The organism is Motilibacter peucedani (genome assembly GCF_003634695.1).
GTDB classification, from domain to species: Bacteria; Actinomycetota; Actinomycetes; order Motilibacterales; family Motilibacteraceae; genus Motilibacter; species Motilibacter peucedani.
In genome coordinates this window covers 165,585-191,277 of the sequence record NZ_RBWV01000017.1, presented here as the reverse complement: position 1 = coordinate 191,277, position 25,693 = coordinate 165,585, and the positions used below count along the sequence as shown (strand labels likewise).

Below are 25,693 nucleotides of genomic sequence, written 5' to 3'. Positions count from 1 at the left end.
CCGGGGGAGCAGCCGTGCCCACCCTGGTCGTCGTCCGGCACGGCGAGGCCGAGCGCGCCGCGCCCGGCACCGACGACATCGACCGCCAGCTGGCCCGGCAGGGGCGCGCCGACGCCGCCGCGGCCGGGCAGTGGGTGGCCGAGCACGTGGGGCGCCCGGGGCTCGTGGTGGGCTCGCCCGCGCTGCGCGCCCGGCAGACCGTCGACGCGCTGGTGGCGGCGTGGGACGAGCGCCCCACCACCGTCGTCGACGAGGCGGTCTACGAGGCCTCGCTCGGCGACCTGCTCCGGGTCGTGCGGGGGCTCGACGACGACGAGGACGTCATCGCGCTGGTCGGGCACAACCCCGGCCTCAGCCTGCTGGTCGGCGAGCTGACCAGCGAGCCGTCCGACCTCGCCACCAGCTCGGTCGCCGTGGTCGAGGTGCCCAGCGCGTGGGCCGACACCCCGGCGTTCGCGTGCCGCCTGGTCTCGCTGGAGACGCCCCGCGCCTAGGGCAGCGTCGCGTAGACGTAGCGCTCGATCTGCTCGGCCACGGGCTGCGGCACCGAGTCGAAGCGGATCACGATCTGCCCGCCCGGTCGCACCGCGTGGACGTGGCCGCTCATCTGCGGCCGGTTCGCCCGGTCGAGGTGGATGACGATGTCGGTGGACTCGCCCTCGCGCATCGCCGGCAGCTCCTGCTCGCCGGTGTCGAGCGCGACGCGGCAGCCGCCCGCCGACAGGTCGAGGGTGCGCCCGGCGATGCGCCCGGCGATGCCCTTGACCGTCAGGTCGACGTCGACGTGGGCGGCGGCGCGCACGTTGCGGCGGCGGGGCTCGCGCACGGCGACCGAGCCGGTCAGCGACACCACGGTCGAGGTCTCGGTCGGCGTCGCCTCGGCCGAGACGACGAGGGAGTCGCCGCCGGCGGCGAGGACCGTCGCCCAGACCGGGAAGGCGCCGCCGCGGGCGTTGGTGGGGCTGATGTCGACGGTCAGGGTGACCGGAGTGCCGACGGGGCTGCCCGGCGCGGGGGTCTCCCAGCGCAGCAGCGTGCCCGTCAGCAGCCGGGCGTCTCCCACGGGGACCAGCGCGACCGCGCTGCCCGTGATCGGGTCGCCCGGCGCACCCTTGCGCTGCACCTGCTCGCTCATCGACGTGCCCCCCTGCTCCGACGGCCCCGCTGCGGACCGTGCTGCGTCGCTCACCCTAGGCCGAACACTCCCCGTTGTGCCCAGAACCACACGGTGCGCACACCATGAGCGTGCGCCTTTCGGGTGACGCCGGCGCTCAGCCGTCGAGCGCGTCGGCCTCCTCGACCTCCTCGCGCGGGATGCCGAGCAGGAACAGCACCGCGTCGAGGTAGGGCACGGTGACGGCGGTGTGCGCCGCGGCGCGGACCACCGGCTTGGCGTTGAAGGCGACGCCGAGCCCGGCGGCGCCGAGCATGTCGAGGTCGTTGGCGCCGTCGCCGATCGCGACGGTCTGCCCGAGCGGCACGTCGCAGTCGGCCGCGAACCGGCGCAGCGCGGCGGCCTTGCCCGCCCGGTCGACCACGTCGCCGACGATCCGGCCGGTCAGCGTGCCGCCCACGACCTCGAGGGTGTTGGCGGCGGCGTAGTCGAGCTCGAGCTCATCAGCCAGCGGCTGCACGACCTGGGTGAAACCACCGCTGACCACCGCGACGCGGTGGTCGAGCCGCTTGAGGGTGCGCACCAGCGTGCGCGCGCCGGGTGTGAGGACGACAGAGCGGCGTACGTCGTCGAAGACCGACTCGGGCAGGCCGGCCAGCAGCGCGACCCGGGCGTGCAGCGACTCGGCGAAGTCGAGCTCGCCGCGCATCGCCGACTCCGTGACGCGCGCGACCTCGTCGGCGACGCCTGCGTGCTCGGCCAGCATCTCGATGACCTCGCCCTGGATGAGCGTCGAGTCGACGTCCATGACCACCAGCCGCTTGCCGCGGCGGTGCAGGCCGGCCCGCTGCACCGCGACGTCGACGCGCTGCTGGGCCGCCTCGCGCGCCAGCACCAGCCGCAGGTCGGCGGTGTCGGTGCCGGAGACCTCCATCTCGACCGCTGTCACGGGGTAGCGCGCGATGCGCACGATGCGGTCGATGTTGGCGCCGGCGTCGGCGATCCGCCCGGTCACGGCTGCCAGCGCCGCCGGCGTGAGCGGGCGCCCGAGCACGGTGACCAGGCTGCGGGAAGCGCGCTGCTCGGGCTCGGCCGCACCGGGCAGCGTCTCGACCTCCATGCCGAGCCCGTCGCCCGCCGAGCGGGCGGCCCGCTCGAGCGAGGCGAGGTCGGCGCCCTCGAGCAGCACCCCGAGCACGAGGCGTCCGCGGACGACGACCTGCTCGACGTCGAGCACCGCGACGTCGGCGCCAGCGAAGGCCGCGAAGAGCCGGGAGGTGACCCCCGGACGGTCGGCTCCGGTGAGGGTGACGAGCAGCGTACGGGTGGGTGCCACGAGCGCACAGGCTAGCCGAGCGCGTTGTCCGCTGTTTCGCCGCGGAAGCAGTCCTGCAACGTTACGGTAACCGCCTTGAGCCACTGTGTCGCGAGCGCCGACGGCGCACGGACCGGACGAGAGGCGTCAGCGATGAGCGAGGCACTGCGGTCGGGGCGGAAGTCCACGACGCTGACGGTCCACCACGCGCCGGCGACAGCCGATGCGGCGGCCGAGAAGGCCAAGCTGCAGAAGCACTTCGGCCGCGCCGACATCTTCTTCTTCCTGGTGTGCACGCTGGTCGGCGTCGACGGGCTCGGCACGCTCGCGACGCAGGGCGGGGCGGGTTTCACCTGGCTGGTGGTCTCGGTGCTGCTGTTCGCGGTGCCGTCGGCGATGCTGCTGGCCGAGCTCGGCGCGGGCTTCACCGACGAGGGCGGCCCCTATGTCTGGGTGCGCATGGCGTTCGGCCACCTGGCAGGAGCGGTCAACAACTTCTTCTACTGGGTCACGAACCCGGTGTGGATGGGCGGCACGCTGGTCGCCACTGCGCTGAGCGGGCTCGTCGTGTTCTTCAACGGCGAGGCCGACTACTCGACGACGACGACGGTGCTGCTGGGCATCCCGTTCATCTGGCTGGGCGTGCTCTTCGCCGTCCTGTCGTTCCGCGTCGGCAAGTGGGTGGCGACCATCGGTGCGATCGCCCGCTTCCTGCTGTTGGGCTTCTTCAGCATCACGGTGGTCGGCTACGGCGTCCGGCACGGCTTCCACGGCATTCGCGCCGGCGGCTTCAAGCCCGACTTCTCCAGCTTCGTCGCGCTGGTGCCCCTCATCCTGTTCAGCCTCGTGGGCTTCGAGCTGCCGAGCGCCGCGGGCGAGGAGATGCAGGACGCCAAGCGCGACGTGCCCGCCGGGATCGCGAAGTCCGTGATCGCGACCGGCCTGCTCTACGGCCTGCCGGTGCTCGGCATCCTGCTGGTGCTGCCCGAGGACCAGGCCACCGGCCTGGCCGGATTCCCGCAGGCGCTCAAGCAGTCGCTCACCATCTTCGGCGGCAGCGTGTCCACCGGCGCGGACGGCGCGGTCACGGTGTCGCTCTCGGCGGGCGCCGAGGCGATCGGGTGGGTCATGGGCCTGCTCATCGTGGTCGTCGCCTTCACCTCGGGCCTCACCTGGATCATGGGCTCCGACCGCACGCTCGCCGTCTCCTGCTACGACGGCGCCGGCCCGCGGTGGTTCGGCGCCTTCAGCGAGCGGTTCGGCACCCCGGTGCGCGTCAACATCCTCTCGGGCGTCGTCTCGACCGCGGTCTTCGTCGCCACGCTGAGCATCACCGGCGGCAACGCGGCCAAGTTCTTCAACGTGGCCCTCGGGCTGGCGATCTCGACAACCCTGATCTCCTACCTCGGCATCTTCCCCGCGGCATGGCGCCTGCGGGGGCAGCGGGCGGACGACGGCGGCTACCGCGCGCCGTGGATCGGCGTCACCACCGTGGTGTCGATGGCGTTCATCGTGTTCTGCACGGTCGAGCTGCTCTTCCCCGGCCTCGGTGACGGCTGGTTCGCCGAGGACTACCGGCCGGAGGAGTGGGCGTCGGACGAGCGCTGGAGCTACCTGCTCACCGAGGCCGTGCCGCTCGCCGCGTTCATCGCGATCGCCGTCGGCTTCTGGTGGGCCGGTGCCCGGCACCGTCGCAACGAGGTCGTCGTCCTGCCGGAGGCGCGCCGCCCCTAGAGTGCCGTGGTGCCGCCGCTGCCCCAGAGGTCCGACCTGCTGCCCGCGCTGCGGGTCACGACCGCGGTCGTGGTGCCGCTGGTGGTGCTGCGGCTCACCGGGCACATCGGCGACGCGCTCTACGCCGCCTTCGGAGCCTTCGCCTCGATCTACTCGCGCCGCGGCACCCACGTCGACCGGGCGGTGATGCAGCTGCAGGCGGCCGCGCTGCTCGTCGCCTGCATCACCGCCGGAGCGGCGGTCTCGGCCCTCGACCGCGGCGTGTGGCCTGCGGTGGTCGGTACGGCTGCGGCCGCCGCCGCCGGGTCCGCGTGCTCCGACCGGTGGCGGTGGCTGCCGCCCGGACCGCTGTTCGCGGTGTTCGCCTTCGGCGCCTGCGCCGGTACGCCGGCGACCTGGCACCGGGTGCCCGAGGCCTTCGGCATCGGTGCAGCGGCTGCGGCCTTCGCCGTGCTGGTCGGCGCTCTCGGGGCGGCGCACGCGGGCAGCCGGCGCACGGGGCGGGGGCCGGCCGCGTACCCCGCCCGCACCGGTCGAGAGGTGGCGGCGCGCGCGGGCGTCAGCGCCGGCTCGGCCCTCGTCGCCGCCGGAGCCGCGGCCGGCCTCGGGCTGCACCACTCCTACTGGGCGGCCGTCGCAGCGGTGGTGCCGTGGTCAGCGGGCGACACGGTCGGGCGGCTGACCCGCGCCTGGCACCGCTTCGCCGGCACGGCAGGGGGCCTGCTCGTCGCCGCGCCGCTCGTGCTCTCAGGCCCGCACGGCTGGACCGTGGTCGCGCTGGTCGGCCTGCTCCAGGTGTTGGCGGAGCTCTTCGTCCTGAGGCACTACGGCGTCGCCATGCTCTTCGTGACCCCGATGGCCGTGCTCATGCCGCGGCTGGTCACCACCGGGCCGGCCTGGCCGCTGCTGCGCGACAGGGGCGTGACCACCGCCATCGGCGTGGTCGTCGGCGTCGCCGCGGTGATGGCCGTCCACGACCGCCGGGCGGAGGACTAGGCGCGGCTCAGGCCGTGACGCGCTGGCCCTTGCCCACGACGACGATGCCCGAGGGCGAGACGGTGTAGCCGCGGGCCCGGTCGCGCTCGATGTCGACGCCCACGGTCGCGCCGGCCTCGACCACGACGTTCTTGTCGAGCACCGCTCGCACGACCCGGGCGCCGGGCTCGACGACGACGCGGTCCATGAGCACCGAGGCCGACACGTGGGCACCGCGGAGCACCTGGGTGCGCGGGAAGACCACGGAGTCCTCCACCGAGGAGCCGGAGATGATGGCGCCGGGGGAGACCATGGAGCCGTAGGCCACGCCGCCCGAGCCGTCGTCGCCGCGCACGAACTTCGCGGCGGGCATCGGGTCGTAGGCCGTGAAGATGGGCCACTCGTAGTTGTACATGTTGAAGACGGGGTGGACCGAGATGAGGTCCATGTTGGCCTCGTAGAACGAGTCGAGCGTGCCGACGTCGCGCCAGTAGGCGTGGTCGCGCGCGGTCGAGCCGGGCACCTCGTTCTGGGTGAAGTCGTAGACCTGGGCGTCGTCCTTGTCGACGAACATCGGCACCAGGTTGCCGCCGACGTCGTGCTTGCTCTCGGGGTTCATCGCGTCGCGGGTCACCGCGTCGACGAGCGCCCGGGTCGTGAAGATGTAGTTGCCCATCGAGGCGTAGACCTGGTCGGGCGCGTCGGCCAGCCCCACCGCGTCCTTCGGCTTCTCGCGGAAGCGGGCGATCTTGCGCCCGGCGTCGGGGCCGGAGGTCTCGGTCTCGATGACGCCGAACTGGTCGGCCTCGTGCAGCGGCTGGCGGACGGCCGCGACGGTGAGCCCGACGCCGGACTCGATGTGCTGCTGGAGCATCTGCCGCGGGTCCATGCGGTAGATGTGGTCGGCGCCGAACACGATGATGTACTTCGGCCGCTCGTCGTCGATGAGGTTGAGGTTCTGGTAGATCGCGTCGGCGGAGCCGGCGAACCACCGCGGGCCGAGGCGCTGCTGGGCCGGCACCGGGGTGATGTAGTTGCCGAGCAGGGTCGACATGCGCCAGGTCTTGGTGATGTGCCTGTCGAGGCTGTGCGACTTGTACTGCGTCAGCACCACGACCTTGAGGAACCCCGCGTTGGTGAGGTTCGACAGGACGAAGTCGATGAGCCGGTAGTTGCCCCCGAAGGGCACAGCGGGCTTGGCCCGGTCAGCGGTGAGCGGCATCAGCCGCTTGCCCTCACCACCTGCCAGGACGATCGCCAGGACGTCAGCCATGGCGGCACCGTACCCCCTCGTGTGGTGTGGCTCACCCCGGTGCCGCCCGTGGCGCCGACTTTGTGGCAAGGTGCGGGACGTGCGCGTCGACCTCCTCACCCGCGAGTACCCGCCCGCCGTCTACGGCGGCGCCGGTGTCCACGTCGAGTACCTCACGCGAGCCCTCCGCGCGGCCTCGACCGATGTGCGCGTCCGCTGCTTCGGGGCGCCCCGCGACGAGCCGGGCACCACGGCCTACGACGACAGCAGCGTGCTGCCCGGCGCCAACGCCGCGCTGCGCACCATGGCCGTCGACCTCGCCATGGCGAGCGACTGCGCCGGTGCCGACCTGGTGCACAGCCACACCTGGTACGCCAACCACGCCGGCAGCGTCGCCGCCCTCCTGCACGGGGTGCCGCACGTCGTCACGACCCACAGCCTCGAGCCGCACCGGCCGTGGAAGGCCGAGCAGCTCGGCGGCGGCTACGCGGTCTCGTCGTGGGTCGAGCGCACGGCGCTCGAGTCCGCAGACGCGGTCATCAGCGTCAGCGCCGGCATGCGGGCCGACGTGCTCGACGTCTACCCGGCGCTCGACCCCGACAAGGTCCGCGTCGTCTACAACGGCATCGACACCGAGCTCTACGCGCCCGACCCCGGCACCGACGTCCTCGAGCGCCACGGCATCGACCCGGGCCGCCCCTACGCGGTCTTCGTCGGGCGCATCACCCGGCAGAAGGGCCTGCCCTACCTGCTGCGCGCCGCCGAGCGGCTCGACCCCGACGCCCAGCTGGTGCTGCTGGCCGGCGCGCCGGACACCCCCGAGATCGCTGCGGAGGTCGAGGGCCTCGTCGACGAGCTGCGCGCCTCGCGCAGCGGCGTGGTGTGGGTGCAGGAGATGCTGCCGCGCCCGCAGGTCATCCAGGTCCTCACGCACGCGACCGTCTTCGTCTGCCCCTCGATCTACGAGCCGATGGGCATCGTCAACCTCGAGGCGATGGCGTGCGAGACCGCGGTCGTCGCCACCGCCACCGGGGGCATCCCCGAGGTGGTCGCCGACGGCTCCGGGCTGCTCGTGCCCATCGAGCAGGTCAGCGACGGCACGGGCACGCCGCTCGACCCCGAGACCTTCGTCGCCGACCTCGCCGAGCGCGTCAACACCCTGCTGGCCGACCCCGAGCGCGCTGCCGAGATGGGCCGCGTCGGCCGTCGGCGCGCGGTCGAGGTCTTCTCCTGGGACGCCGTCGCGCAGCAGACCCTCGAGGTGTACCGCTCCGTCCTCTGACGACCGGCCGGTGGCAGTATGTCGCCATGTCAGAGGCCCCAGCCCAGACCATCGCCTACCCGGACCCGAACGCCCGGCGCTACGGCCGGGAGCCGGAGCACCTCGATCCCCACGTCATCGTCCTGTTCGGAGCCACCGGCGACCTGTCGCGGCGCAAGCTGCTGCCCGGCCTGACCTACCTCGCGCTGTCCTCGCTCGCGCCCGAGGTGCAGATCGTCGCCACCTCGCTGGAGGACCTCGACGACGACGCGTTCCGCGCGTTCGCCTTCCAGGCGGTGTCGGAGTTCAGCACCCGCCCGCTCAACAAGGAGCAGTGGGACGCGTTCGCCTGCAAGCTGCGCTACGTGCCCCAGAGCGCAGGGCCCGAGGCGCTGGCGAAGGCGGTCGCCGAGGCCGAGGGCGAGCTCGGAGAAGGCGTACGCCGCCTGCACTACCTCAGCGTGCCTCCCCGCGCGGCGCTCGCGGTGGTGACGATGCTGCGCGACGCGGGGCTCGTCGAGCGCTCGCGCGTCATCATGGAGAAGCCGTTCGGCACCGACCTCGAGAGCGCCATCAAGCTCAACGACCAGGTGCACGGCGTCTTCCAGGAGCGCCAGATCTTCCGCATCGACCACTTCCTCGGCAAGGAGGCGGCGCAGAACATCCTGGCGTTCCGCTTCGCCAACGGGCTGTTCGAGCCGATCTGGAACCGCAACTTCATCGACCACGTGCAGATCGACATCCCCGAGGTCCTCGGGCTCGACCGCCGTGCCGGCTTCTACGAGGCCACGGGCGCCTACAAGGACATGGTCGTCACCCACCTGTTCCAGGTCATGGCGTTCGTCGCGATGGAGCCGCCGACGGCGCTCGAGCCGCGGGCCATCAGCGAGGAGAAGAACAAGGTCTTCCGCTCCCTGCTGCCGATCGAGCCGCGCCACGTCGTGCGCGGGCAGTACCTCGGCTACCGCGGCGAGGAGGGGGTCAACCCCGAGTCCGACACAGAGACCTTCATCGCGCTGCGCGCGCGCATCGACAACTGGCGCTGGGCCGGGGTGCCGTTCTACCTGCGCACCGGCAAGCGCATGGCCGAGGGCCAGCGCATCATCTCGATCGCCTTCAAGGAGGCGCCGAAGTCGATGTTCCCGGCCGGCTCGGGCGTCGGCACCCAGGGTCCCGACCACCTCACCTTCGACCTGGCCGACGAGACCAAGGTGTCGCTGTCGTTCTACGGCAAGCGCCCGGGGCCGGGCATGCGTCTCGACAAGCTCTCGATGCAGTTCTCGACCCACGACACCGGCCACGCGGGCGACGTGCTCGAGGCCTACGAGCGGCTCATCCTCGACGCCATGCGCGGCGACCACACGCTGTTCACCACGGCCGAGGGCATCGAGAGCCTGTGGGAGCGCTCGATGCCGCTGCTCGAGGACCCGCCGCCGGTCAAGCCCTACACCCCCGGCAGCTGGGGCCCCAACGCGATCCACCAGCTCATCGCGCCGCACGCCTGGCGGCTGCCGTTCGAGCGCACCTGGCGGGCGCCGAAGCAGCCCGGCTGAGGAGGGCTGCCGGGGGCATACTGCAGGCACGCAGAGTCGCGTGAGGCAGGTGGCCATGACCGGTTCCTCGGGGGAGTTCCTCGCCGCGCTGAGCGCGCTGTCGCGGCGCGGGGCGGTGGAGGTGGTGGTCGGCGCGCGCGCCGGCGGCGCCGCGGTCGGCACGCTGGTGGCCGACGTGTTCGCGCCCGCCGAGCGCGAGGTCGGCCTGCGCTGGGAGCGGGACGAGTGGTCGGTCGCCCAGGAGCACGCGGCCACCGTCATCGCCGAGCTCGCCCTGTCGGCCGTCTCCCAGGACGGGCACGACCGCGTCCACGGGCGCCTGGTGGCGGCCTGCGTCAGCGGCGAGTGGCACGCCTTCCCGGTGCGCCTGGTCGCCGAGTCCCTGCGCGACCTCGGCTGGTCGGTGACCTGCCTCGGCGGGTCCGTCCCGGCCGACCAGCTGGAGGGCTTCCTGCGCGAGCACCGGCCCGACGCGGTGCTGCTCAGCGCCACGCTCGCCGCCAGCCTGCCCGGGGCGCTGGAGTCGGTGGCGGCGGCCCGGCGCGCCGGCGTCCCGGCGGTCCTCGGCGGTGCGGCGGCCGACGCGTACCCCGCTGCCGCGGCCGCTGTCGGAGCCCACGCGGCGCCGTCCGACGTCCTCGCGGTGCACGACCTGCTCGAGAGGCTGGTGGGCAGCCCGCCGCTGCCCGAGCCGCCCGGCGCCCAGGCCCAGCAGCGCTGCCGCGACCTCCACTCCGAGCGCCCGGCCCTGGTCGACGCCCTCGGCGGTGCGGCGTCGGCGCTGCCGGCCGCGGCCGGCTCGCTGCTCGCCCCGCTGGTCGACACCCTCGCCGCCGCGGCGCTGCTCGGGGACACCGCGCCGCTGGACGACTTCACCGACTGGCTCACCGGAGTCGTACGCGTCCGGGGCGGCGACCCCGCCGCCGTCGACGCGCTGGTGCAGGCGCTGCGGCGGGAGGCCGCGCCGCTCGTGCCCGAGCTCGGTGAGCTCGCGACGGCGGGAGTGCGTCGTGGCTGACGCCCGCGAGGACGCCGGCTCGCGGCTCGGCCTGGGCCTGGTGGAGTGGACGCCGGGCCCCGGCGAGGGCCCGCGCGACATGCCCGCGCCTGCCGCGCGCCTCGCGCACGCCGACCCCGCGCTCGCCGCCCTGCTGGGCCGTCCCGGGGAGGACCTCGCCGGCGTCCCCGCCGAGCAGGTGCTGGCGCCGCCGGTCTGGACGGCGCTGCGCACGGCCACGTCCTCGCCCGTCGAGGCGACGCTGCCCCGGCCGACAGGGCCGGGTCTCACCGTGGTGCTGCACTGGTCGCTGCAGGGCCCGGGCCGGCTGCTTCTCGCGGTCGAGGACGTCACCTCGCGCCGCCGGCTCCTGCGCTCGCTGCAGCGCAAGGCGCTCTACGACCCCCTCACCGGCCTGCCCAACCGGGTGCTCTTCCTCGAGCACCTGGAGCAGGCCCTGCGCGACGCCCAGCGCAGCGGGCGCCCGGCCGCCGTGGCCTTCGTCGACGTCGACGACCTGAAGGCGGTCAACGAGGTGCTCGGCCACGAGGCGGGCGACGAGCTGCTCATCACGGTCGCGCACCGCCTGCGCCGCAGCCTGCGCGCCTCGGACGTCGCCGGCCGCCTCAGCGGCGACGAGTTCGCGGTGGTGTGCCCCCGTCTCAACGGAGCCCAGGAGCTGTCGGCGATCGGCGAGCGACTGCTGACCACGGTCGCGGGCGCCTGCATGCTCGGCGGCCGCGAGGTCGCCGCCTCGGTCAGCGTCGGGCTGGCGCAGACCGGCGGCGCGCCGGTCAGCAGCGCGGCCGCCCTGCTCGGCCACGCCGACGAGGCGCTGCGCCGGGCCAAGCGGCGCGGCAAGCGGCAGTACGTCGTCTTCGACGCCGCCCTCGACGACGAGCTCCGCGCGCGGCGGGCGGTCGAGAGCGAGCTGTCCGACGCGCTGGCCGGCGGGCAGCTGCGGGTGCACTACCAGCCGGTCGTCGACCTCACCGCCGGCCGGGTCGTCGGCGCGGAGGCGCTGCTGCGCTGGCAGCACCCGGTGCGCGGGCTGCTGGGCCCGGACGAGTTCCTCCCGCTGGCCGAGGACACCGGCGCCATCGTCGAGCTGGGGCGCTGGGTGCTCGACCAGGCGTGCGCGCAGGCGGCACTCTGGCGCGCGCAGCGGCCGGGCGTCACCGTGGCGGTCAACGTGTCGCCGCGCCAGCTCGGGCGCGGCGACGTCGCGCTGGCGGTGGAGGAGTCGCTCGAGCGTCACGGGCTCGACCCCGGCGGCCTGCGCATCGAGGTCACGGAGTCGGCGCTCACCGAGTCGTCGTCGGCGCGCAGCGAGCTGTGGGAGATCGACGCGTCGGGTGTGCCGGTCGGCATCGACGACTTCGGCACCGGCTACGCGTCGCTGAGCTACCTGCGCCAGCTGCCGGTGGGCTTCATCAAGATCGACCGCTCCTTCGTCGCCGACATGGTCAGCGACCCCGACCAGCACGCGATCGTCGCGTCCGTCACCTCGCTGGCCCTCGCACTCGGCATCGGCGTGGTCGCCGAGGGGGTCGAGACCGGCGCCCAGGCCGAGGCGCTGGTGGCCCTGGGGTGCACCACGGCGCAGGGCTTCCTCTACGCGCGGCCGATGCCGGCTGAAGAGCTGGCGCTGCTCAGCCCCGGTCGGGTCGGGGCTCGAGCGGGGAGTTGACCGCGGCGACGAGCGCCCGCCGGGTCACGGCGCTCAGCCGGTCGAGCACGTCGAGCCGCATGGCGATGGCCCCGGCGCTCACCGCCGCCCCCGGGTCGGGACGCGCGAGCGAGAGGATCGCCCCGACGGTGCGCGCCGAGGCGAGCACGCGCTCGGCCCGGGGGGCGAAGTCGTCGGGCAGCGAGGCGTCGTCGATGCGCCGACGCATCCGGGCCAGCGTGTCGAGCACCTCGGGGCGCCAGCGGGCGACGTCGAGTCGCAGCAGCTCCTCGGTCGCCTCGGAGAGCGCCTCCTTCAGCTCGCGGTCGGCCTCCGCGAGCGAGGGCAGCGGCGTCGAGCGTGCCGGCTCGACGGCGTGCACGCGCCAGCGCACCTGCACCAGGCTCGAGCGCGCGGTCTCGACGGAGGGCACCAGGGCGTACGCCGCGGCCCCCCGCGTCAGCACCGCCTCGCCCGCCTCCAGGGCCTCCTCGTTGAACGACGGCGGGCCGGGCAGGCCCGCGACGTCGCCCGGCACCGGCAGCGCCAGCGCGAGCCCGGTGACGCCGAGGCGGCGCAGCTCACCGAGCGCCAGCGCGACGCCGACGCCGTCGGGGTCGTCGTGGGAGCCCGGGAGCCCGTCGACGACGTGGCGCGTGTCGTCGCCGACGACGGCGTCAAGGGCCAGGTCAGGACTGGTGGTGGCCCGCAGCACCGCGCCGCCCCAGGCGGCGAGGCGCACGGAGCGCGGCAGGTCCGGCACAGTGCGCCACTCTAGGACGGGGCTTGTAGGGTCTCGCAGGTGATGTGCGATGGCTGAGGTGCTGCGGCTCGACGGCGTGACCGTGGTCCGCGGCGGCGGCCCGATCCTCGAGGACCTCGACTGGACCGTCCGCGAGGGGGAGCGCTGGGTCGTCCTCGGCCCCAACGGCGCCGGCAAGACCACCCTGCTCCAGATCGCCGCGACCGCCATCCACGCGACCCGCGGCCGGGTCGAGGTGCTGGGCGAGGAGCTCGGGCTGGTCGACGTCTTCGAGCTGCGGCCCCGCATCGGGCTGGCCAGCGCCGCGATCGCCTCGCGGCTGCCCGGCTCGGAGCGCGTCCTCGACGTGGTCGTCACCGCGACCTACGCCGTGCTCGGCCGCTGGCGCGAGAGCTACGACGAGGTCGACACCCGGCGGGCGCAGGCGCTGCTCGAGGCCCTCGGCGCCGGCCACCTCGCCGAGCGCACCTTCGGCACGCTGTCCGAGGGCGAGCGCAAGCGCGTGCAGATCGCCCGGGCCCTGATGGCCGACCCCGAGCTCATGCTGCTCGACGAGCCCGCGGCCGGGCTCGACCTCGGCGGGCGCGAGGACCTCGTGCGCCGGCTCGCGGCCCTGGCGGCCGACCCGGTCGCGCCGGCGATGGTGCTCGTCACCCACCACGTCGAGGAGGTGCCGCCCGGCTTCACCCACGCGCTGCTGCTGCGCGCCGGGCGCGCCGTCGCCTCCGGACCGGTCGACGAGGTGCTGGCCGAGGGTCCGCTCAGCGAGGCGTTCGGCCTGCCGCTCGAGGTGCAGAAGACCGGCGAGCGCTGGACGGCGCGCGCCCGCGCCTAGAGCAGGAGGTCCTGGCTCACCACTGCGCGAGCGCTGCCACCAGCGAGAGGCCGATCGCGGCCAGCCACACCACGGCCACCACGCGCGCGAGGACCCGGCGGCGGCCGGTGAGTCCCGAGAGCCCCGCCGCGAAGCGGATGACCTGCCCGTCGGGCGTGCCCGTGCTCGGCAGGAACCGGGTGTCGACCCCCCGCGCGGGCTCGTCGTCCATGCCGGCACCCTACGCGCAGCGGCGACGCACTGTCGGTGGTCGCCGGTAGCGTGCGGCCCATGAGCTCCAGCAGGACCCAGGCGGTGCGCTCCCGGCTGCGCGCCACCCTGGGCGAGGTGGGGCTGACGACCACCTCGACCTCGGCAGCGGTGGCCGCCTTCCTGCTCGGTGCGGTCGCGGGCAAGTCCACGGGGAGCCACCGGCGCTGGCTGCTGCTGGCCGGCGCGGTGTGCGTGGCCGCGGGCGTGCTGGCCGGGTGGCTGCAGCGGCGGCGCGACTCGGCCCGGGTGCAGACCGCCCGCGAGGTGGCCGAGGAGGCGCAGGAGGAGTTCGGGCTCACGCTCAACGGCGCGCTGGCGCCGCTCACCAGCTACCTCGGCGAGATGGCGGTGGCCCTGACGACGGCCGAGCGCCGGGCGGTGGGCGGCCGGCTCGCGCAGGCGGCGGTCGACGCGGCCGTCCGGGTCACGACGCCCTCGGCGCGCAGCGCCTTCTACCGGCTCGACGCGCGCGGCCACGCGCTGGTCCGCGAGGCCTACGCCGGTCGGCCGACCCCGCCGCGCACCTCGTTCGTGAGCGGCACCTCCGACGGCAACTTCGTGCTCGACCTGGTGCGCTCCGGCGACATCCTCGTCGTCGAGGACGTCGCCCAGCACCCGTTCGTCACGCCGAGCCCGCGCGGCGGCTACGCCACCGTCATCGCCGCGGCGGTCAACGCCGGCAGCGAGCGCATCGGCCTGCTCACGGTCGACGCGCCCGCCGTCGGCGAGCTCGGCGGCACCGACGTCGAGGTCGTCCGCGTCCTCGCCAACCTGCTCGGCGCGGGTCTCGCCGAGTCCGAGCGCTAGAGCCCGCCGTGCGGGGCAGTCCGTTGCTAGTCTGGGAGAGGGCAGGCGCTGCGAGCGCGGCCCCCGCGACGAAGGAGACCGACGTGGACCGCAACGTGGCCGGCGAGGCAGGCGCGAGCAGCGACGTCGTCCGTCGGGAGCAGGTCACCGACGACCAGGGCCGCCGCTGGGTCGAGGGCGAGCTCGACGCCGACACCTACTTCCGCCAGGCCCGCACGCGCGCCCGCCAGATGGCCCGCCAGTCGGTCGCCAAGCGGCTCGACGCGCCCGGCCTGCGCCTGCGCCCCGCCCGCTAGCCGCTCCGCCCGCTGGCCGCTCCTGGGCCCTCAAGCTCCGAGGTACGCGTCGGCCAGCGCCTCGGCGCGCGCCACCGAGCCCACCAGCGGGTGGAACGCGAACGCCCGCACCGCCGCCTCCCGGCTCCCGGTCGTGGCGGCCTCGACCACCGCGTACTCGCTGGCCTTGACCGCGCTCACGAGCGCCTGCTCGTGCAGCCCCAGCGGCGGCGCGGGCAGCGGCCGGGCGCCGTGCTCGTCGACGGTGCACGAGACCTCGACCACCGCGTCGGGCGGCAGGAAGCCCAGAGTCGAGCCGTTGCGCACGTCGAGCACCAGCCGGCGCTGACCGCGGCCGGAGAGCGCGCCGAGCAGCGCGAGCGCCACGCCCTCGTAGCCCTCTCCCTCGACCTCCGCGGGGTCGCGCGCCTCACCCGCGTCGCGGCCCTCGGCGAAGTAGGTCTCCTCGCGGGCCTGCAGCGTCTCGAGCCAGAGCTCGAGCGCGCGGGCCGGGGGAGCCCCTGCCGCCCGCGAGTAGAACGACTCCTGCTGCGCCGCCACGACCTCCCCGCGCGTGGCGGCGGCGCTGCGCACGCTGGCGTGGGCCTGCTCGGCGGCGTAGTAGTACCAGAGGTACTCGTTGGGCAGCGCACCGAGCGAGCGCAGCCACGGCGCGCCGAACAGCCGGCCCTCCTCGAACGACTCGAGCGCCGCGGTGTCGGCCAGCAGACCGGGCAGCACGTCGGTGCCACCCACCTCGAGCGAGCGCAGCCAGCCCAGGTGGTTGAGCCCGGCGTAGCCCGCGACCGCCTCGGCGGCGGCGGCCGAGTCGGCGCCCGCGGCCCGGGCGGCCCGCCGGGCCAGCGCGCTGGGGGAGTCGCAGATGCCGATCACGCGGTCGCCCAGCACCTGCGACATCGCCTGGGTGACGATGCCGGCCGGGTTGGTGAAGTTGACGACCCACGCGTCCGGGGCGAGGCGCGCGACGCGCTCGGCGAGGTCGAGCGCCACCGGCACCGTGCGCAGCGCGTAGGCCAGCCCGCCGGCGCCCACGGTCTCCTGGCCGAGCACGCCCAGCCCGAGGGCGACGCGCTCGTCGTGGACGCGGCCGGCCGTGCCGCCGACGCGCATCGCGCTGAAGACGGCGTCGGCCCCCGTCAGGGCGTCGTCGAGGTCGGCGGCCAGCCGCACGCGCGGCCCGCCCCGGCGGCCCTCGCCCAGCCCCTCGAGCACCGCCGCGACGGTCCGCAGCCGCGCGCTGTCGGGGTCGTGCAGGACGACCTCGTCGACCTCCGGCGCCCCGGGCCGCTGGCCGAGCAGGGCACGATGGACCAGGGGCACGCGGAAGCCGCCCCCGCCGACGACCGCCAGACGCATGCCGCACACGCTAGCGAAGGACCACCGAGTGGAGAGCAGCACCGCCGCCGCACTGCAGCCGGAGTTCGACGTCTTCCTGCAGGGGACGGTGTTCTTCGACATCGTCCTGACCGGACTCGAGACCATGCCGGCCAAGGGCACCGAGGTCTGGGCCTCCGGCATGGGCTCGTGCCCGGGAGGCATCGCCAACCTCGCGGTGGCGGCGGCCCGGCTCGGGCTGCGCACGACGCTCGCGGCGGCCTTCGGTGACGACGTCTACGGCGACTTCTGCTGGCAGACCCTGTGCGAGCAGGAGGGGGTCGACCTGAGCGGGTCGCGCCGCTTCGCCGGCTGGCACTCGCCGGTCACCGTGTCGATGTCGGTGGCGCGCGACCGCAGCATGGTGACCCACGCGCACGAGGCGCCGGTCAGCGCGTCGCAGCTGCTCGCCGGCACCCCGCGCGCGCGTGCCGGCATCGTCCACGTCGAGGGCACCGACGAGGCGTCCCTCACCGCCGGGCGCGGCGACGGGACGCTGCTGTTCGCCGACGTCGGCTGGGACCCCACCGAGCGCTGGGACTCCTCGGTGCTCGACCGGCTCGAGGGCTGCCACGCCTTCCTGCCCAACAGCGTCGAGGCGATGGCCTACACCCGCACCGACGACCCGCGCGCCGCGCTGCACCGCCTGGCCGAGCGCGTGCCGCTCGCCGTCGTCACCTGCGGCGGACAGGGCGCGCTGGCCGTCGACGCCACCACCGGTGAGGAGGAGTGGGCGCCCTCGCTCCCGGTCAACGCCTACGACCCGACCGGCGCCGGCGACGTGTTCGGCGCCGCTCTGGTGCTCGGGACCCTGCGCGGCTGGCCGCTGCGCCAGCGCCTGGCCTTCGCCAACCTGTGCGCGGCGCTCTCGGTGCAGCAGGTGGGCGGGTCGCTGGCCGCGCCGGGCTGGGGCGACATCGCCGACTGGTGGTCCCACGTCCAGGCCGACGCGGCGGGCGGCTCGGCGGCGGCGCTGGAGTGGCGCAGCCGCTACGACTTCCTGCCCGCCGTCCTGCCGGCGCCCCCGCTGCGCACCGGCCGCCGCGCCACGGCGACGCTCGCCCGCGCGTCCGACGCCTGAGCCGTGGGCAGGATGGCTGCCATGACACGTGTCCCGCTCCCCGTCCGCGCCCTCGCCCTCGGTGCCGCCACCGGCGGTCGCAGCGTCGCCGGCCTGGCCGCCCTCGCCCGCAGCCGCGACGACCTCGGCCCCCTGTCCGGCAGCGCCGGCCGCGTGGCCCTGACCCTGGCGCAGCTCGGCGAGGGTGTCGGCGACAAGCTCCCGATGACGCCGAGCCGGCTGGCGCCGCCGGCGCTGACGGCCCGCGTCGTGGCCGGCACCGCGGGAGGGTTGCTGCTCGCGCGGTCCGAGCGGCAGGCGTACCCCGTCCCTGCGCTGCTCGGCGCGGTGGGCGCCCTGGCCGGCAGCTGGGCGGGCGCTCGCTGGCGGGCGGTGACGGGCAGCCGCGTACCCGACTGGGCTAGCGCGCTGGTCGAGGACGCCGTCGTGGTCGCGCTGGCCACCTGGGCCGCGCGGGCGTGACCGCGCCCCCGGCAGTGGCGCTGGTGCTCCACGGCGGCCGCGAGCGCAGCACCGAGGTCTCGCGCCGGCGGCACCTGGCTTCTTTGCGGATGGTGCCCTTCGCGCACGCCCTCCGGCGCGCCGGCCTCGAGACGTGCTCGGTGCGCTACCGCGTGCGCGGCTGGAACGCGGACGCCTCGCCGGTCGCCGACGCGCTGGCGGCGCTCGAGCGCGTGCGCGAGGCGTACGCGTCGGTGCCGGTCGTCCTCGTCGGCCACTCGATGGGTGGCCGGGTGGCGCTGCGGCTGGCGGGGGAGCCCGACGTGGCGGGCGTGGTGGCGCTCGCGCCGTGGGTGCCGCCCGGGGAGCCGGTGCGCTTCTCGCCCGGCGGGCGGCTGCGGGTGCTGCACGGCGACCGTGACACGTGGACCGACCCGGCCGGGTCGCGCGCCTACGTGCAGCGGGCGGTGGACGCCGGCGTCGACGCGACGTGGGAGGCGGTGCCGGGCGACGGCCACGCGATGCTGCGCCGCGCGCCGCTGTGGCACCGGCTGGCCGTCGCCCGCGCCCTGGAGTGCGTCGCCGTCACTGCGTGACGGCAGCGATCTCCTCGGCGGTCATCGGCGGCCGCGGCCCGGCGAACGGCGCCGCACGCAGCCCGGCGAGGTGGATCTCGAGGTGGCGCTCCCAGGAGCCGGGAGCGGCCTCCCCGGTCGTCTCGATGACCCCGCGCAGCGCCCACAGCAGCAGGAGGACGTCGCCGATCGTGGCCTCGGGGGAGGCGGTGCCGTGCCGCTGCGCCTGCTCGAGCAGGCGCGCGGCGAGCTCGCGCACCTCCTGCACCCGCGGGTTCGTACGCCGGTGGTCCCACACCCTCGACAGGCACCCGCGGCGCCTGGCGAAGGACGACGCCGTCTCGCGCAGGAAGTCCTCGAGCCCCCGGCCGTCGTCGCGCGCGAGCGCCTCCTCGGCGGCACGCGCCACCGACTCGACGATGTCGGCCACGAGCTCGTCGATCAGCGCGTCCTTGCTGGGAAAGCGCCGGTAGAGCGTGCCGGTGCCGACGCCGGCGAGGTGCGCGATCGAGTCCATGCTGACGTCGAGGCCCTGCTGGCCCAGCAGCTCGTCGGCGGCGTGCAGGACCCGTTCGCGGTTCTCCGCGGCGTCGCGGCGCAGCTTGCGCTCCGGCGGGGCCACGCCTACTCCGGCCGGTCGCCGACGACCGTGCCGGCGGCGACGATGGCGAGCTCCGCGTGCTCGGGCTCGTCGGGGTGGGGCACGTGGCGGGTGCGGGGGATGAGCAGCGCCGCGAGCGCGGCCACGACCGTGGCGCCGGCGAGCATGGCGAAGCCGTGCGTGTAGCCCGACTCCTCGGGCAGCCCGCCGGGTGAGGCGTCGGCGGTGACGATGCTGGCCATGAGTGCCGCGCCGACCGAGCCGCCGATGGTGCGGATGTTGGCGTTCATGCCGCTGGCGACGCCGGTCTGCTCGGCGGGCACGGCGTCGACGATCAGGCTCGACATCGCGGAGAACGCGAGGCCGAAGCCGACGCCCATGACCGCGGTGGCGAGGCACATCTCCCAGACCGCGCCGTGGGCGAAGGCCATGAGCAGGAACGGGACGACCGCGATGGTGGTGCCAGCCACGACGAGGACCTTGGCCCCGAGGCGGGCGGCCAGGCGGCCGGAGGCGACGCCCACGACGAACATGGTGATGCTCGAGGGCAGCAGGATCAGCCCCGACTCGGTGATGCTCGAGCCGAAGCCGTAGCCCGCCTCCGACGGCGTCTGGAGGAACTGGGGCAGGAAGCCGAACGTCGCGTACATCCCCACGCCCACGAGCAGCGCGACCAGGTTGGTCGTCCAGACGGCCGGCTGGCGCATCATCCGCATGTCGATGAGCGGCGAGGCCGAGCGCTGCTCGACCGCAACCCACACTCCGGCGAGCACGACGGCTCCGGCGAGCAGCCCGAGCACGCGCCCGGAGCCCCAGCCCCAGGAGGGCGCCTCGCTCAGCGCGACGAGCAGGCAGACCAGCCAGGCGGAGAGGAGCACGGCCGGGAGCACGCTGATGCGGCCCTCGGTGCGCACCGGCGACTCCGGCACGAACAGCTGGGCCGCGACCGCGGCGAGCACCACGACGATGAGCGGGATCCAGAACAGCCAGTGGTAGTCGAGCGCGTCGACGATCGGCCCGGCGAGCACGATGCCCAGCCCCGCGCCGACGGCGGTGAGGGCGGCGAGGACCCCGACGGCTCCCGCCACCTTCTCGCGCGGGAACTCGTCGCGCACGATGCCGAACGACAGCGGCAGCACGCCGCCGCCCACGCCCTGGATGACGCGGGCGACGATCATCACGCCGATGTTGGTGGCCAGCGCGGCGAGCAGCGACCCTGCGCCGAGGGCGACCAGGGTCACGACGAGCATGCGCTCCTTGCCGACCTTGTCGCCGACGCGGCCCATGATCGGGGTGAACACCGACGCCGAGAGCAGGTACGCGGTGAGCACCCACGTGACGGTCGCCTGGTCGGTGTGCAGGTCCTCCTGGATCGTCGCGAGGACCGGTGTGACCAGCGACTGGAGCAGTGCGTAGGCCGCGACCGAGGCCGCGAGCACGACGAAGGTCACCTGGTGGTGGGCGCGCTGCGCGCTGCCGAGCATGAGAAGAGCCCTCCCGGAGGAAGCGGACCCTCCACTCCTCTTGTTGCCGAGCGTAGCAGAACCGGACCGCGCACTCCGGTTCGCGCCCCAGTAGGCTGCCCTCCCGTGACGCCCCTGCACGCCCTGGCCGTCGCGGCCGCAGGGGTCTTCGCCGGGGCCATCAACACGCTGGTCGGCTCGGGCACCCTGGTGACCTTCCCGACCCTGCTGGCCATCGGGCTGGGGCCGGTCGTGGCCAACACGTCCAACACGGTGGGCCTGGTCGTCGGCTCCGTCAGCGGCGCCATCGGCTACCGCCGCGAGCTCGCCGGGCAGCGCGACCGGCTGCTCCGGCTCGGCGCCGCCTCGGTCGTCGGTGGGCTGGTCGGCGGCGTCCTGCTGCTCCAGCTGCCCAGCTCGGCGTTCGAGGCGGTCGTCCCCGTGCTCGTCGGCATCGCGTGCGTCCTCGTGCTGGTGCAGCCGCGCATCGCCGCCCGTGCCCGAGCGCGGGGAGGGCGGCGCGAGGGCGGACCACTGCTGACCACTGGCGTGCTCGCCTCCGGCGTCTACGGCGGCTACTTCGGCGCTGCCCAAGGGGTTCTGCTGCTCGGCATGATGGGCTCGCTGCTCGACGAGAGCCTGCAGCGCATCAACGCGACCAAGAACGTGCTGGCAGCGCTCGTGAACGGCACGGCTGCGGTGCTCTTCATGGTGACCGCGCCGATCGACTGGTCGGTCGCGGGCATCCTGGCCGTCGGCTCGGCGGTGGGCGGCACGCTCGGCGGGCGCTACGGCCGCCGCCTGCCCGCCGGCGCCCTGCGCGTCCTGGTCTTCGTCGTCGGCGTCATCGCGATCGTCGAGCTCGTGACGTGAGAGGACGGCACACGTGAGCGAGCTGCAGGTCGTGCGCGTCGACCACCCCGCCGACCCGCGGCTGAGGGACTACACCTCACTGACCGACGGCGCGCTGCGCCGGGTGATGGAACCGGCCGAGGGGCTGTTCATCGCCGAGGGGGAGAAGGTCGTGCTGCGGGCGCTCGAAGCCGGTTACGCGCCGCGCTCGGCGCTCATGGAGGAGCGATGGCTCCCGGGGCTCGCCGAGCCGCTGGCCCGCGCCGGGGTGCCCGTCTACCTCGCCGACCAGCCCCTGATGGAGGCGCTGACCGGCTACACCGTGCACCGGGGTGCGCTGGCCTCGATGCAGCGCCGGCCGCTGCCGAGCACCGCCGAGCTGATGGCGCGCTGCCGCAGCGTCGCCGTGCTGGAAGACGTGGTGAACCACACCAACGTCGGCGCGGTCTTCCGGGCGGCGGCCGCGCTCGGGATCGAGGGCGTCCTGCTGACCCCGCGTTGCGCCGACCCGCTCTACCGGCGCTCGGTCAAGGTGTCGATGGGGGCGTCGTTCACGCTGCCCTACGCCCGGTTCGAGCGCTGGCCCGACTGCTACCGCGAGCTGTCGGAGGCCGGCTTCCGGCTGCTGGCCATGACGCCCGCCGCCGACGCCGTGGCGCTGCCCGAGCTCGTGCCCGGGTCCAAGGACGCGCTGCTGCTCGGCACCGAGGGGGAGGGGCTCTCCCCGCAAGCGCTGGCCGCGGCGGACCTGCGTGTGCAGATCCCGATGGAGGCGGGCATCGACTCGCTCAACGTGGCCTCAGCCGCCGCGGTGGTGTTCTACGCGATGCGCTGGAACCGCTGCTAGAGCGAGACCAGCCGCACGATCGCCCAGACGACGAACAGCGCGCCCACGAGCAGGCCGCCGGCGAGCACCGCGATCATCCCGAAGCGGTTCCAGAACCCGTCGTGCGGGACCTCGGGCTGCCGGTAGGCGACGCCCCCGGCCCCGCTCTCGCTGCCCTCGGCCGGAGGGGTCTCGCCGGGCGGCACGCCACCGCCGGGCTCGAGCCCGGTGATGCGCTCGTGCGGGGACTCCGCGGGGGGGACGCTCATGCTGTCAGGCTGCCCCGGCGAGGCGCCCGCCTAACCCCTGGTGCCGCACCCCACAATGGCGGACCCACACCGAGGAGGATCCGATGGCGGGCGACGGCACCAGTGAGGACGTCGGAAGCGACGGCTCGCCGCAGCGCGACGAGAGCCCGGCCGAGCGGCTCGACCGCAACCTCTCCGAGCTCCTGCAGGAGCTGCGCGTCGCGCAGATCTTCGTGCAGTTCCTGTTCGCGGCGCTGCTGGCGATCCCGTTCCAGCAGCGGTTCGAGGAGCTGAGCGACTTCCAGCGCGACGCCTACGCGGTGACGCTGGTGCTGACGCTCGCGGCGGCCGTGCTGCTGGTGGCGCCGGTGAGCTTCCACCGCACGGTGTTCCGCCACGGGCTCAAGAAGCAGCTGGTCGAGGCCTCGGACCGCCTCATGAAGGTGGGCCTGCTCGCCCTCGCGGGGGCGATGACGAGCGGGCTCGTCCTCGTGCTCGACGTCGTGGGCGGGCGCGACGCGCTGTTCTGGACCGTCGTCCCGCTCACCGTCCTGGCGTTCGCGCTGCTGTGGTACGCGTGGCCGATCTCGGTGCGCCGCGCTCACCAGCGCTCAGCGCGGCGCCAGGATCGGTGAGTCGCCGCCGGTCCCGTGCCCCACGGCGGCCACGAGGGACGCGAGCGCGTCGGCACCGGAGCGCACGGGCGCCCAGCCCAGCAGCGACTTGGCGCGTGCGGTGTCCATGAGCGGGACGCCGCGCGCGAGGTCGAGCCACCCGGGGTCGGTGGGCTGCAGGTGCGTCCGCCACGAGGACGCGACGAGCGCCCGCAGCGCTGCGTACGGTGCCGGCACCCGCCGCGCCCGGAAGGCCGACGCGAGCACCTCCGGCGTGACGACGTCGTCCGCGGCGATGTTGAAGGCGCCGGGCGCCCGGCGGTCGACGATGCGGACGATCGCGTCGCCGAGGTCGTCGGCGTGGACGACGTTCGCCACCAGCCCCGAGGGCAGCGGCAGCACCGGCACGGCGCCGCGCACCAGGCGTACGGCGGGGGCCCAGAGGCCGACGAAGTAGCGCCCTATCTCCGCACCGGCGTCCGGCTGGAGCACGAGGCCGGGACGCACCCGGCTGACCGTCTCGAAGAAGCCGTGCCCGTCGAACTCGTCGAGCAGGTGCTCGACCGCGGCCTTCTGCCGCGAGTAGAGCGAGGTGGGGATGCCGTCGTTCGACCAGCTCTCGTCGGTCACCGGCTTGGGCAGGCGGCCGCGCGGCACGGGGGCGTAGGTGCCGACGCTGGACATGTGCACCAGGTGCGGCACACCGGCGTGGGCGGCGGCCCGGAAGACCTGGCGGCTGCCGGCGACGTTCACCGTCTCGAGCAGCGCCGGGTCGCGGGACGGCATGATGGCCCACGCGAAGTGCACCACCGCGTCGGCCCCGCTCATCAGCTCGCGCAGGCGCTCCTCGGCACGCGGCGACGAGAGGTCCACCGCGTGCCAGTCGACGCCGGTGTAGGGCTCGCCCGCGTCAGGCTCCGGGGGCCGGCGGACCACGCCGGCCACGTCCCACTCGGGGTGGGAGCTGCGGACGGCGCGGAGGAAGGCGGTGCCGACGTTGCCGCTGGCGCCGGTGACGACGAGCCGCACGCGACTACGCCCGCGCCCGTGCGCCGGAGCGCAGCCGCTCGGGGTCGACCTCGCGGCCGGGCACGCGGCGCTGGTACTCCTGCTCCAGCGCCTGCGTGCGCGCGGTGTGGCTCTCGAGCGCGTCGTCGGAGCCGTGGCGCAGCGTCTCGAGCCGGGTCTCGTAGAGGTGGGCGAGCTCGCGGTGGAGGTCGTCGTCCGACAGCTCGACGGTGGGGATCCCGGTCATGGGGTGTGGAACCTCTCGCTGGGGGCCGTGTGCGCTCGACGATCGCTCGCGCACGTGCTGCCTACCCAGGCGCCGCCCAGGCATGCCGCTGATCATCCGGGGGTACGGCGGTGGCATGAGTTCACGAGTCCCCCTCGACGCGCTGTTCGCCGCCTACCTGCACGACCTCGCCGAGCTCGCCCGGCTCGCGCGCAAGGAGCAGGAGGAGGGGCTGCGCTCGGCCCAGTCGCTGGTCGGCAAGCTGGTGCTCGAGAGCGTGCGGGTCAGCGTCTACGAGCGGGTCTTCCTGCTGCCGGTCGTGGCCGACGTGCTCCCCGACGGCTCGGCCCGGGCCCAGTCGGCCGTCGGCGCCCTCGACTCGCTCGAGACGCGCGCCGCGGCCCTGGAGGGCCTCGACCACTCCTCCGCCGACGCGCTCGCGCCGCTGACGGCGCTGGTCGACGTGGTGGAGGACCTGGCGCGCGACCAGCTCACGACGCTGCTGCCCGCGGTCGCCGAGGCGCTGCCCGAGCGCGACCTGATGGCGCTGGGCGAGCGGGTCACCCCGACCATGGAGTCGGGGGCGACGCACTCGCACCCGAAGGTCACCGGCGGGCACGACCTCACGCTGTGGCCGCAGCGCGGTGTCACGAAGGCGCTGCGCGACGTGCTGAGCGCCGAGGCGGCGACCCGCTAGTCCCGCGCGTCCGACGAGCGCGGGCGCCACAGGCTGAGGGCGAAGTCCGCGGTCACGGCCACCTGCTCCGGCAGCGCGGCGACCCGCTCGGCCAGTTCTGTCGGCGAGATGTGGCGTGCGCTCGGGCCCATGCCCGCGAGGGTGGCGGCGTCGGCGCGCGCGACGGCCATCTCGTAGCGCAGGCCCTCGTTGTGGCGCAGGGAGAAGTCGGACCCGAGCGTGTCGAGCAGCCGCGCCTGCTTGCCCTCCTGCACGTCGAGCAGCCCCAGCGGCCGCCGCAGCTCGCGCAGGTGGTCGGGCCCCGGGACGACCACCACCAGCGCGCCGTCGGCGCGCAGGACCCGCGCCAGCTCGGCGGAGTTGCGCGGTGCGAACACGTCGAGGGCGACGCCGACCGAGGAGTCCCTGACGGGCAGCGACTTCCACGCGTCGGCAGCGACGGCTCCGAGCCGGGGGTCGAGGCGGGCGGCCACGCGCAGCGCCGGCTTCGAGGTGTCGATGACCACGCCGACGCGGCCGGGCAGCGCGGCGAGGACGTCGGCGGCGTACCACCCCGTGCCACCTCCGAGGTCGAGCACGCCGCCCGCCGGTGCCAGCCCGCCGGTCGTGCCGGTCGCCAGGGCGCGGACACGGGCGCGCAGCCGGTCGTAGTGCCCGGCCGCCAGGAAGTCCTGCCGGTTGCGCACCATCGCGGCGTCGTCGCCCGAGCCGGTCAGCGCCCCCGGCTGGAGCAGGCTGAGGTAGCCCTGCCGCGACAGGTCGAAGCTGTGGCCCTGGGGGCACGCGGCGCCCGCCCCGCTCGGCGCCAGCGCCGCCGCGCAGTGCGGGCAGGCGAGCAGGTCGAAGACGGCCGCGAGCACCTGG

At 74.9% G+C, this 25,693-nt stretch carries 29 protein-coding genes; 17 read left to right on the top strand and 12 right to left on the bottom strand.

The window, feature by feature from the left end:
- Positions 1-14 precede the first annotated feature (14 nt).
- Entirely contained in the window at positions 15-494 is a 480-nt protein-coding gene (locus CLV35_RS19510) for a SixA phosphatase family protein (protein WP_183062090.1), read from the top strand.
- Here the strand turns inward: CLV35_RS19510 and CLV35_RS19505 are convergent.
- Both CLV35_RS19505 and serB read right to left on the bottom strand, forming a co-directional pair.
- Positions 491-1,135: a PilZ domain-containing protein gene (locus tag CLV35_RS19505; protein WP_121195175.1), complete on the bottom strand. Its 645-nt coding sequence runs from the start codon at positions 1,133-1,135 to the stop codon at positions 491-493. The two genes, CLV35_RS19510 and CLV35_RS19505, sit on opposite strands and share 4 nt — an antisense overlap.
- Positions 1,136-1,271: 136 nt before the next feature.
- Entirely contained in the window at positions 1,272-2,450 is a 1,179-nt protein-coding gene (gene serB / locus CLV35_RS19500; protein WP_121195174.1) for a phosphoserine phosphatase SerB, read from the bottom strand.
- 132 nt (positions 2,451-2,582) lie between these two features.
- On the opposite strand from serB, the gene CLV35_RS19495 reads away from it, so the two are divergent.
- Positions 2,583-4,163, top strand: coding sequence for an APC family permease (locus tag CLV35_RS19495; RefSeq protein WP_121195173.1), 1,581 nt, complete (start codon positions 2,583-2,585; stop codon positions 4,161-4,163).
- 9 nt (positions 4,164-4,172) lie between these two features.
- Entirely contained in the window at positions 4,173-5,159 is a 987-nt protein-coding gene (locus tag CLV35_RS19490; RefSeq protein ID WP_147432020.1) for an FUSC family protein, read from the top strand.
- A 7-nt stretch (positions 5,160-5,166) separates the two neighbouring features.
- On the opposite strand, the gene glgC is transcribed toward CLV35_RS19490, so the two are convergent.
- Entirely contained in the window at positions 5,167-6,411 is a 1,245-nt protein-coding gene (glgC, locus tag CLV35_RS19485) for a glucose-1-phosphate adenylyltransferase (RefSeq protein ID WP_121195171.1), read from the bottom strand.
- A gap of 79 nt (positions 6,412-6,490) precedes the next feature.
- Between glgC and glgA the strand changes: the two genes are divergently transcribed.
- Genes glgA through CLV35_RS19465 form a run of 4 tightly spaced genes read left to right on the top strand, consistent with a single transcriptional unit; the run spans position 6,491 to position 11,891 of the window.
- Positions 6,491-7,672: a glycogen synthase gene (gene glgA / locus CLV35_RS19480; RefSeq protein ID WP_183062089.1), complete on the top strand. Its 1,182-nt coding sequence runs from the start codon at positions 6,491-6,493 to the stop codon at positions 7,670-7,672.
- 26 nt (positions 7,673-7,698) lie between these two features.
- A complete protein-coding gene (gene zwf / locus CLV35_RS19475) occupies positions 7,699-9,204 on the top strand; it encodes a glucose-6-phosphate dehydrogenase (protein WP_121195169.1) in 1,506 nt (501 codons plus the stop codon).
- 55 nt (positions 9,205-9,259) lie between these two features.
- Complete coding sequence (locus CLV35_RS19470; RefSeq protein ID WP_121195168.1) at positions 9,260-10,222, top strand: cobalamin B12-binding domain-containing protein; 963 nt, start codon at positions 9,260-9,262, stop codon at positions 10,220-10,222.
- A complete protein-coding gene (locus CLV35_RS19465; RefSeq protein ID WP_121195167.1) occupies positions 10,215-11,891 on the top strand; it encodes a putative bifunctional diguanylate cyclase/phosphodiesterase in 1,677 nt (558 codons plus the stop codon). Before CLV35_RS19470 ends, CLV35_RS19465 begins: the two co-directional genes overlap by 8 nt.
- Here the strand turns inward: CLV35_RS19465 and CLV35_RS19460 are convergent.
- On the bottom strand, positions 11,854-12,633 hold the full coding sequence (locus tag CLV35_RS19460) for a hypothetical protein (protein ID WP_121195166.1): 780 nt from the start codon (positions 12,631-12,633) through the stop codon (positions 11,854-11,856). The two genes, CLV35_RS19465 and CLV35_RS19460, sit on opposite strands and share 38 nt — an antisense overlap.
- Positions 12,634-12,682: 49 nt before the next feature.
- Here CLV35_RS19460 and CLV35_RS19455 point away from each other — a divergent pair, with 49 nt between their 5' ends.
- Positions 12,683-13,468: an ABC transporter ATP-binding protein gene (locus tag CLV35_RS19455; RefSeq protein ID WP_121195165.1), complete on the top strand. Its 786-nt coding sequence runs from the start codon at positions 12,683-12,685 to the stop codon at positions 13,466-13,468.
- A 16-nt stretch (positions 13,469-13,484) separates the two neighbouring features.
- On the opposite strand, the gene CLV35_RS19450 is transcribed toward CLV35_RS19455, so the two are convergent.
- Complete coding sequence (locus CLV35_RS19450; protein ID WP_121195164.1) at positions 13,485-13,679, bottom strand: hypothetical protein; 195 nt, start codon at positions 13,677-13,679, stop codon at positions 13,485-13,487.
- A gap of 59 nt (positions 13,680-13,738) precedes the next feature.
- Here CLV35_RS19450 and CLV35_RS19445 point away from each other — a divergent pair, with 59 nt between their 5' ends.
- Positions 13,739-14,527 carry a GAF domain-containing protein gene (locus tag CLV35_RS19445; RefSeq protein ID WP_147432019.1) on the top strand — a complete coding sequence of 263 codons (789 nt, stop codon included), beginning with the start codon at positions 13,739-13,741 and terminating at the stop codon, positions 14,525-14,527.
- Between the two features lie 83 nt (positions 14,528-14,610).
- Positions 14,611-14,823, top strand: coding sequence for a hypothetical protein (locus CLV35_RS19440; RefSeq protein WP_121195162.1), 213 nt, complete (start codon positions 14,611-14,613; stop codon positions 14,821-14,823).
- Positions 14,824-14,853: 30 nt separating this feature from the next.
- Here CLV35_RS19440 and CLV35_RS19435 read toward each other — a convergent pair whose 3' ends face one another.
- Complete coding sequence (locus CLV35_RS19435) at positions 14,854-16,179, bottom strand: family 4 glycosyl hydrolase (protein WP_121195213.1); 1,326 nt, start codon at positions 16,177-16,179, stop codon at positions 14,854-14,856.
- Here CLV35_RS19435 and CLV35_RS19430 point away from each other — a divergent pair.
- Genes CLV35_RS19430 through CLV35_RS19415 form a run of 3 tightly spaced genes read left to right on the top strand, consistent with a single transcriptional unit; the run spans position 16,178 to position 18,315 of the window.
- Entirely contained in the window at positions 16,178-17,278 is a 1,101-nt protein-coding gene (locus tag CLV35_RS19430; RefSeq protein ID WP_121195161.1) for a carbohydrate kinase family protein, read from the top strand. The genes CLV35_RS19435 and CLV35_RS19430 overlap by 2 nt on opposite strands.
- 21 nt (positions 17,279-17,299) lie before the next feature.
- The gene (locus tag CLV35_RS19420) at positions 17,300-17,740 is read left to right on the top strand and encodes a hypothetical protein (protein WP_183062088.1); all 441 of its coding nucleotides are present in this window, start codon (positions 17,300-17,302) and stop codon (positions 17,738-17,740) included.
- Positions 17,737-18,315 (top strand): alpha/beta hydrolase, encoded by a 579-nt coding sequence (locus tag CLV35_RS19415; protein WP_231122076.1) that lies wholly within the window; start codon positions 17,737-17,739, stop codon positions 18,313-18,315. The genes CLV35_RS19420 and CLV35_RS19415 overlap by 4 nt, the downstream gene beginning before the upstream one ends.
- Here the strand turns inward: CLV35_RS19415 and CLV35_RS19410 are convergent.
- Positions 18,305-18,916 (bottom strand): TetR/AcrR family transcriptional regulator, encoded by a 612-nt coding sequence (locus tag CLV35_RS19410; RefSeq protein WP_121195158.1) that lies wholly within the window; start codon positions 18,914-18,916, stop codon positions 18,305-18,307. The two genes, CLV35_RS19415 and CLV35_RS19410, sit on opposite strands and share 11 nt — an antisense overlap.
- 2 nt (positions 18,917-18,918) lie before the next feature.
- The gene (locus CLV35_RS19405; RefSeq protein ID WP_121195157.1) at positions 18,919-20,379 is read right to left on the bottom strand and encodes an MFS transporter; all 1,461 of its coding nucleotides are present in this window, start codon (positions 20,377-20,379) and stop codon (positions 18,919-18,921) included.
- Between the two features lie 105 nt (positions 20,380-20,484).
- Between CLV35_RS19405 and CLV35_RS19400 the strand changes: the two genes are divergently transcribed.
- Together CLV35_RS19400 and CLV35_RS19395 are read left to right on the top strand one after the other, a co-directional pair.
- Positions 20,485-21,231 (top strand): sulfite exporter TauE/SafE family protein, encoded by a 747-nt coding sequence (locus CLV35_RS19400; RefSeq protein WP_121195156.1) that lies wholly within the window; start codon positions 20,485-20,487, stop codon positions 21,229-21,231.
- Between the two features lie 22 nt (positions 21,232-21,253).
- Entirely contained in the window at positions 21,254-22,057 is an 804-nt protein-coding gene (locus tag CLV35_RS19395; RefSeq protein ID WP_407938228.1) for a TrmH family RNA methyltransferase, read from the top strand.
- Here the strand turns inward: CLV35_RS19395 and CLV35_RS19390 are convergent.
- Positions 22,054-22,305, bottom strand: a complete 252-nt coding sequence (locus tag CLV35_RS19390) for a DUF6480 family protein (RefSeq protein WP_121195155.1) — start codon at positions 22,303-22,305, stop codon at positions 22,054-22,056. The genes CLV35_RS19395 and CLV35_RS19390 overlap by 4 nt on opposite strands.
- 83 nt (positions 22,306-22,388) lie before the next feature.
- Between CLV35_RS19390 and CLV35_RS19385 the strand changes: the two genes are divergently transcribed.
- The gene (locus CLV35_RS19385) at positions 22,389-22,919 is read left to right on the top strand and encodes a DUF6328 family protein (protein WP_121195154.1); all 531 of its coding nucleotides are present in this window, start codon (positions 22,389-22,391) and stop codon (positions 22,917-22,919) included.
- Here CLV35_RS19385 and CLV35_RS19380 read toward each other — a convergent pair.
- Together CLV35_RS19380 and CLV35_RS19375 are read right to left on the bottom strand one after the other, a co-directional pair.
- A complete protein-coding gene (locus CLV35_RS19380) occupies positions 22,896-23,927 on the bottom strand; it encodes an NAD-dependent epimerase/dehydratase family protein (protein WP_121195153.1) in 1,032 nt (343 codons plus the stop codon). The two genes, CLV35_RS19385 and CLV35_RS19380, sit on opposite strands and share 24 nt — an antisense overlap.
- A gap of 4 nt (positions 23,928-23,931) precedes the next feature.
- Positions 23,932-24,153, bottom strand: a complete 222-nt coding sequence (locus CLV35_RS19375; protein ID WP_121195152.1) for a DUF6158 family protein — start codon at positions 24,151-24,153, stop codon at positions 23,932-23,934.
- Between the two features lie 115 nt (positions 24,154-24,268).
- Between CLV35_RS19375 and CLV35_RS19370 the strand changes: the two genes are divergently transcribed.
- Positions 24,269-24,829, top strand: a complete 561-nt coding sequence (locus CLV35_RS19370; protein ID WP_147432018.1) for a hypothetical protein — start codon at positions 24,269-24,271, stop codon at positions 24,827-24,829.
- On the opposite strand, the gene CLV35_RS19365 is transcribed toward CLV35_RS19370, so the two are convergent.
- Positions 24,826-25,689, bottom strand: coding sequence for a putative RNA methyltransferase (locus CLV35_RS19365; RefSeq protein ID WP_121195150.1), 864 nt, complete (start codon positions 25,687-25,689; stop codon positions 24,826-24,828). The two genes, CLV35_RS19370 and CLV35_RS19365, sit on opposite strands and share 4 nt — an antisense overlap.
- Positions 25,690-25,693 lie beyond the last annotated feature (4 nt).

What these genes read in the sequence shown, in the direction of transcription:
- CLV35_RS19505 (WP_121195175.1), bottom strand. Translation starts at nt 1,135, where the DNA reads ATGAGCGAGCAGGTGCAGCGCAAGGGTGCGCCGGGCGACCCGATCACG.
- CLV35_RS19495 (WP_121195173.1), top strand. Translation starts at nt 2,583, where the DNA reads ATGAGCGAGGCACTGCGGTCGGGGCGGAAGTCCACGACGCTGACGGTC.
- glgC (WP_121195171.1), bottom strand. Translation starts at nt 6,411, where the DNA reads ATGGCTGACGTCCTGGCGATCGTCCTGGCAGGTGGTGAGGGCAAGCGG.
- zwf (WP_121195169.1), top strand. Translation starts at nt 7,699, where the DNA reads ATGTCAGAGGCCCCAGCCCAGACCATCGCCTACCCGGACCCGAACGCC.
- CLV35_RS19470 (WP_121195168.1), top strand. Translation starts at nt 9,260, where the DNA reads ATGACCGGTTCCTCGGGGGAGTTCCTCGCCGCGCTGAGCGCGCTGTCG.
- CLV35_RS19455 (WP_121195165.1), top strand. Translation starts at nt 12,683, where the DNA reads ATGGCTGAGGTGCTGCGGCTCGACGGCGTGACCGTGGTCCGCGGCGGC.
- CLV35_RS19450 (WP_121195164.1), bottom strand. Translation starts at nt 13,679, where the DNA reads ATGGACGACGAGCCCGCGCGGGGGGTCGACACCCGGTTCCTGCCGAGC.
- CLV35_RS19445 (WP_147432019.1), top strand. Translation starts at nt 13,739, where the DNA reads ATGAGCTCCAGCAGGACCCAGGCGGTGCGCTCCCGGCTGCGCGCCACC.
- CLV35_RS19430 (WP_121195161.1), top strand. Translation starts at nt 16,178, where the DNA reads ATGCCGCACACGCTAGCGAAGGACCACCGAGTGGAGAGCAGCACCGCC.
- CLV35_RS19435 (WP_121195213.1), bottom strand. Translation starts at nt 16,179, where the DNA reads ATGCGTCTGGCGGTCGTCGGCGGGGGCGGCTTCCGCGTGCCCCTGGTC.
- CLV35_RS19420 (WP_183062088.1), top strand. Translation starts at nt 17,300, where the DNA reads ATGACACGTGTCCCGCTCCCCGTCCGCGCCCTCGCCCTCGGTGCCGCC.
- CLV35_RS19405 (WP_121195157.1), bottom strand. Translation starts at nt 20,379, where the DNA reads ATGCTCGGCAGCGCGCAGCGCGCCCACCACCAGGTGACCTTCGTCGTG.
- CLV35_RS19390 (WP_121195155.1), bottom strand. Translation starts at nt 22,305, where the DNA reads ATGAGCGTCCCCCCCGCGGAGTCCCCGCACGAGCGCATCACCGGGCTC.
- CLV35_RS19385 (WP_121195154.1), top strand. Translation starts at nt 22,389, where the DNA reads ATGGCGGGCGACGGCACCAGTGAGGACGTCGGAAGCGACGGCTCGCCG.
- CLV35_RS19375 (WP_121195152.1), bottom strand. Translation starts at nt 24,153, where the DNA reads ATGACCGGGATCCCCACCGTCGAGCTGTCGGACGACGACCTCCACCGC.
- CLV35_RS19370 (WP_147432018.1), top strand. Translation starts at nt 24,269, where the DNA reads ATGAGTTCACGAGTCCCCCTCGACGCGCTGTTCGCCGCCTACCTGCAC.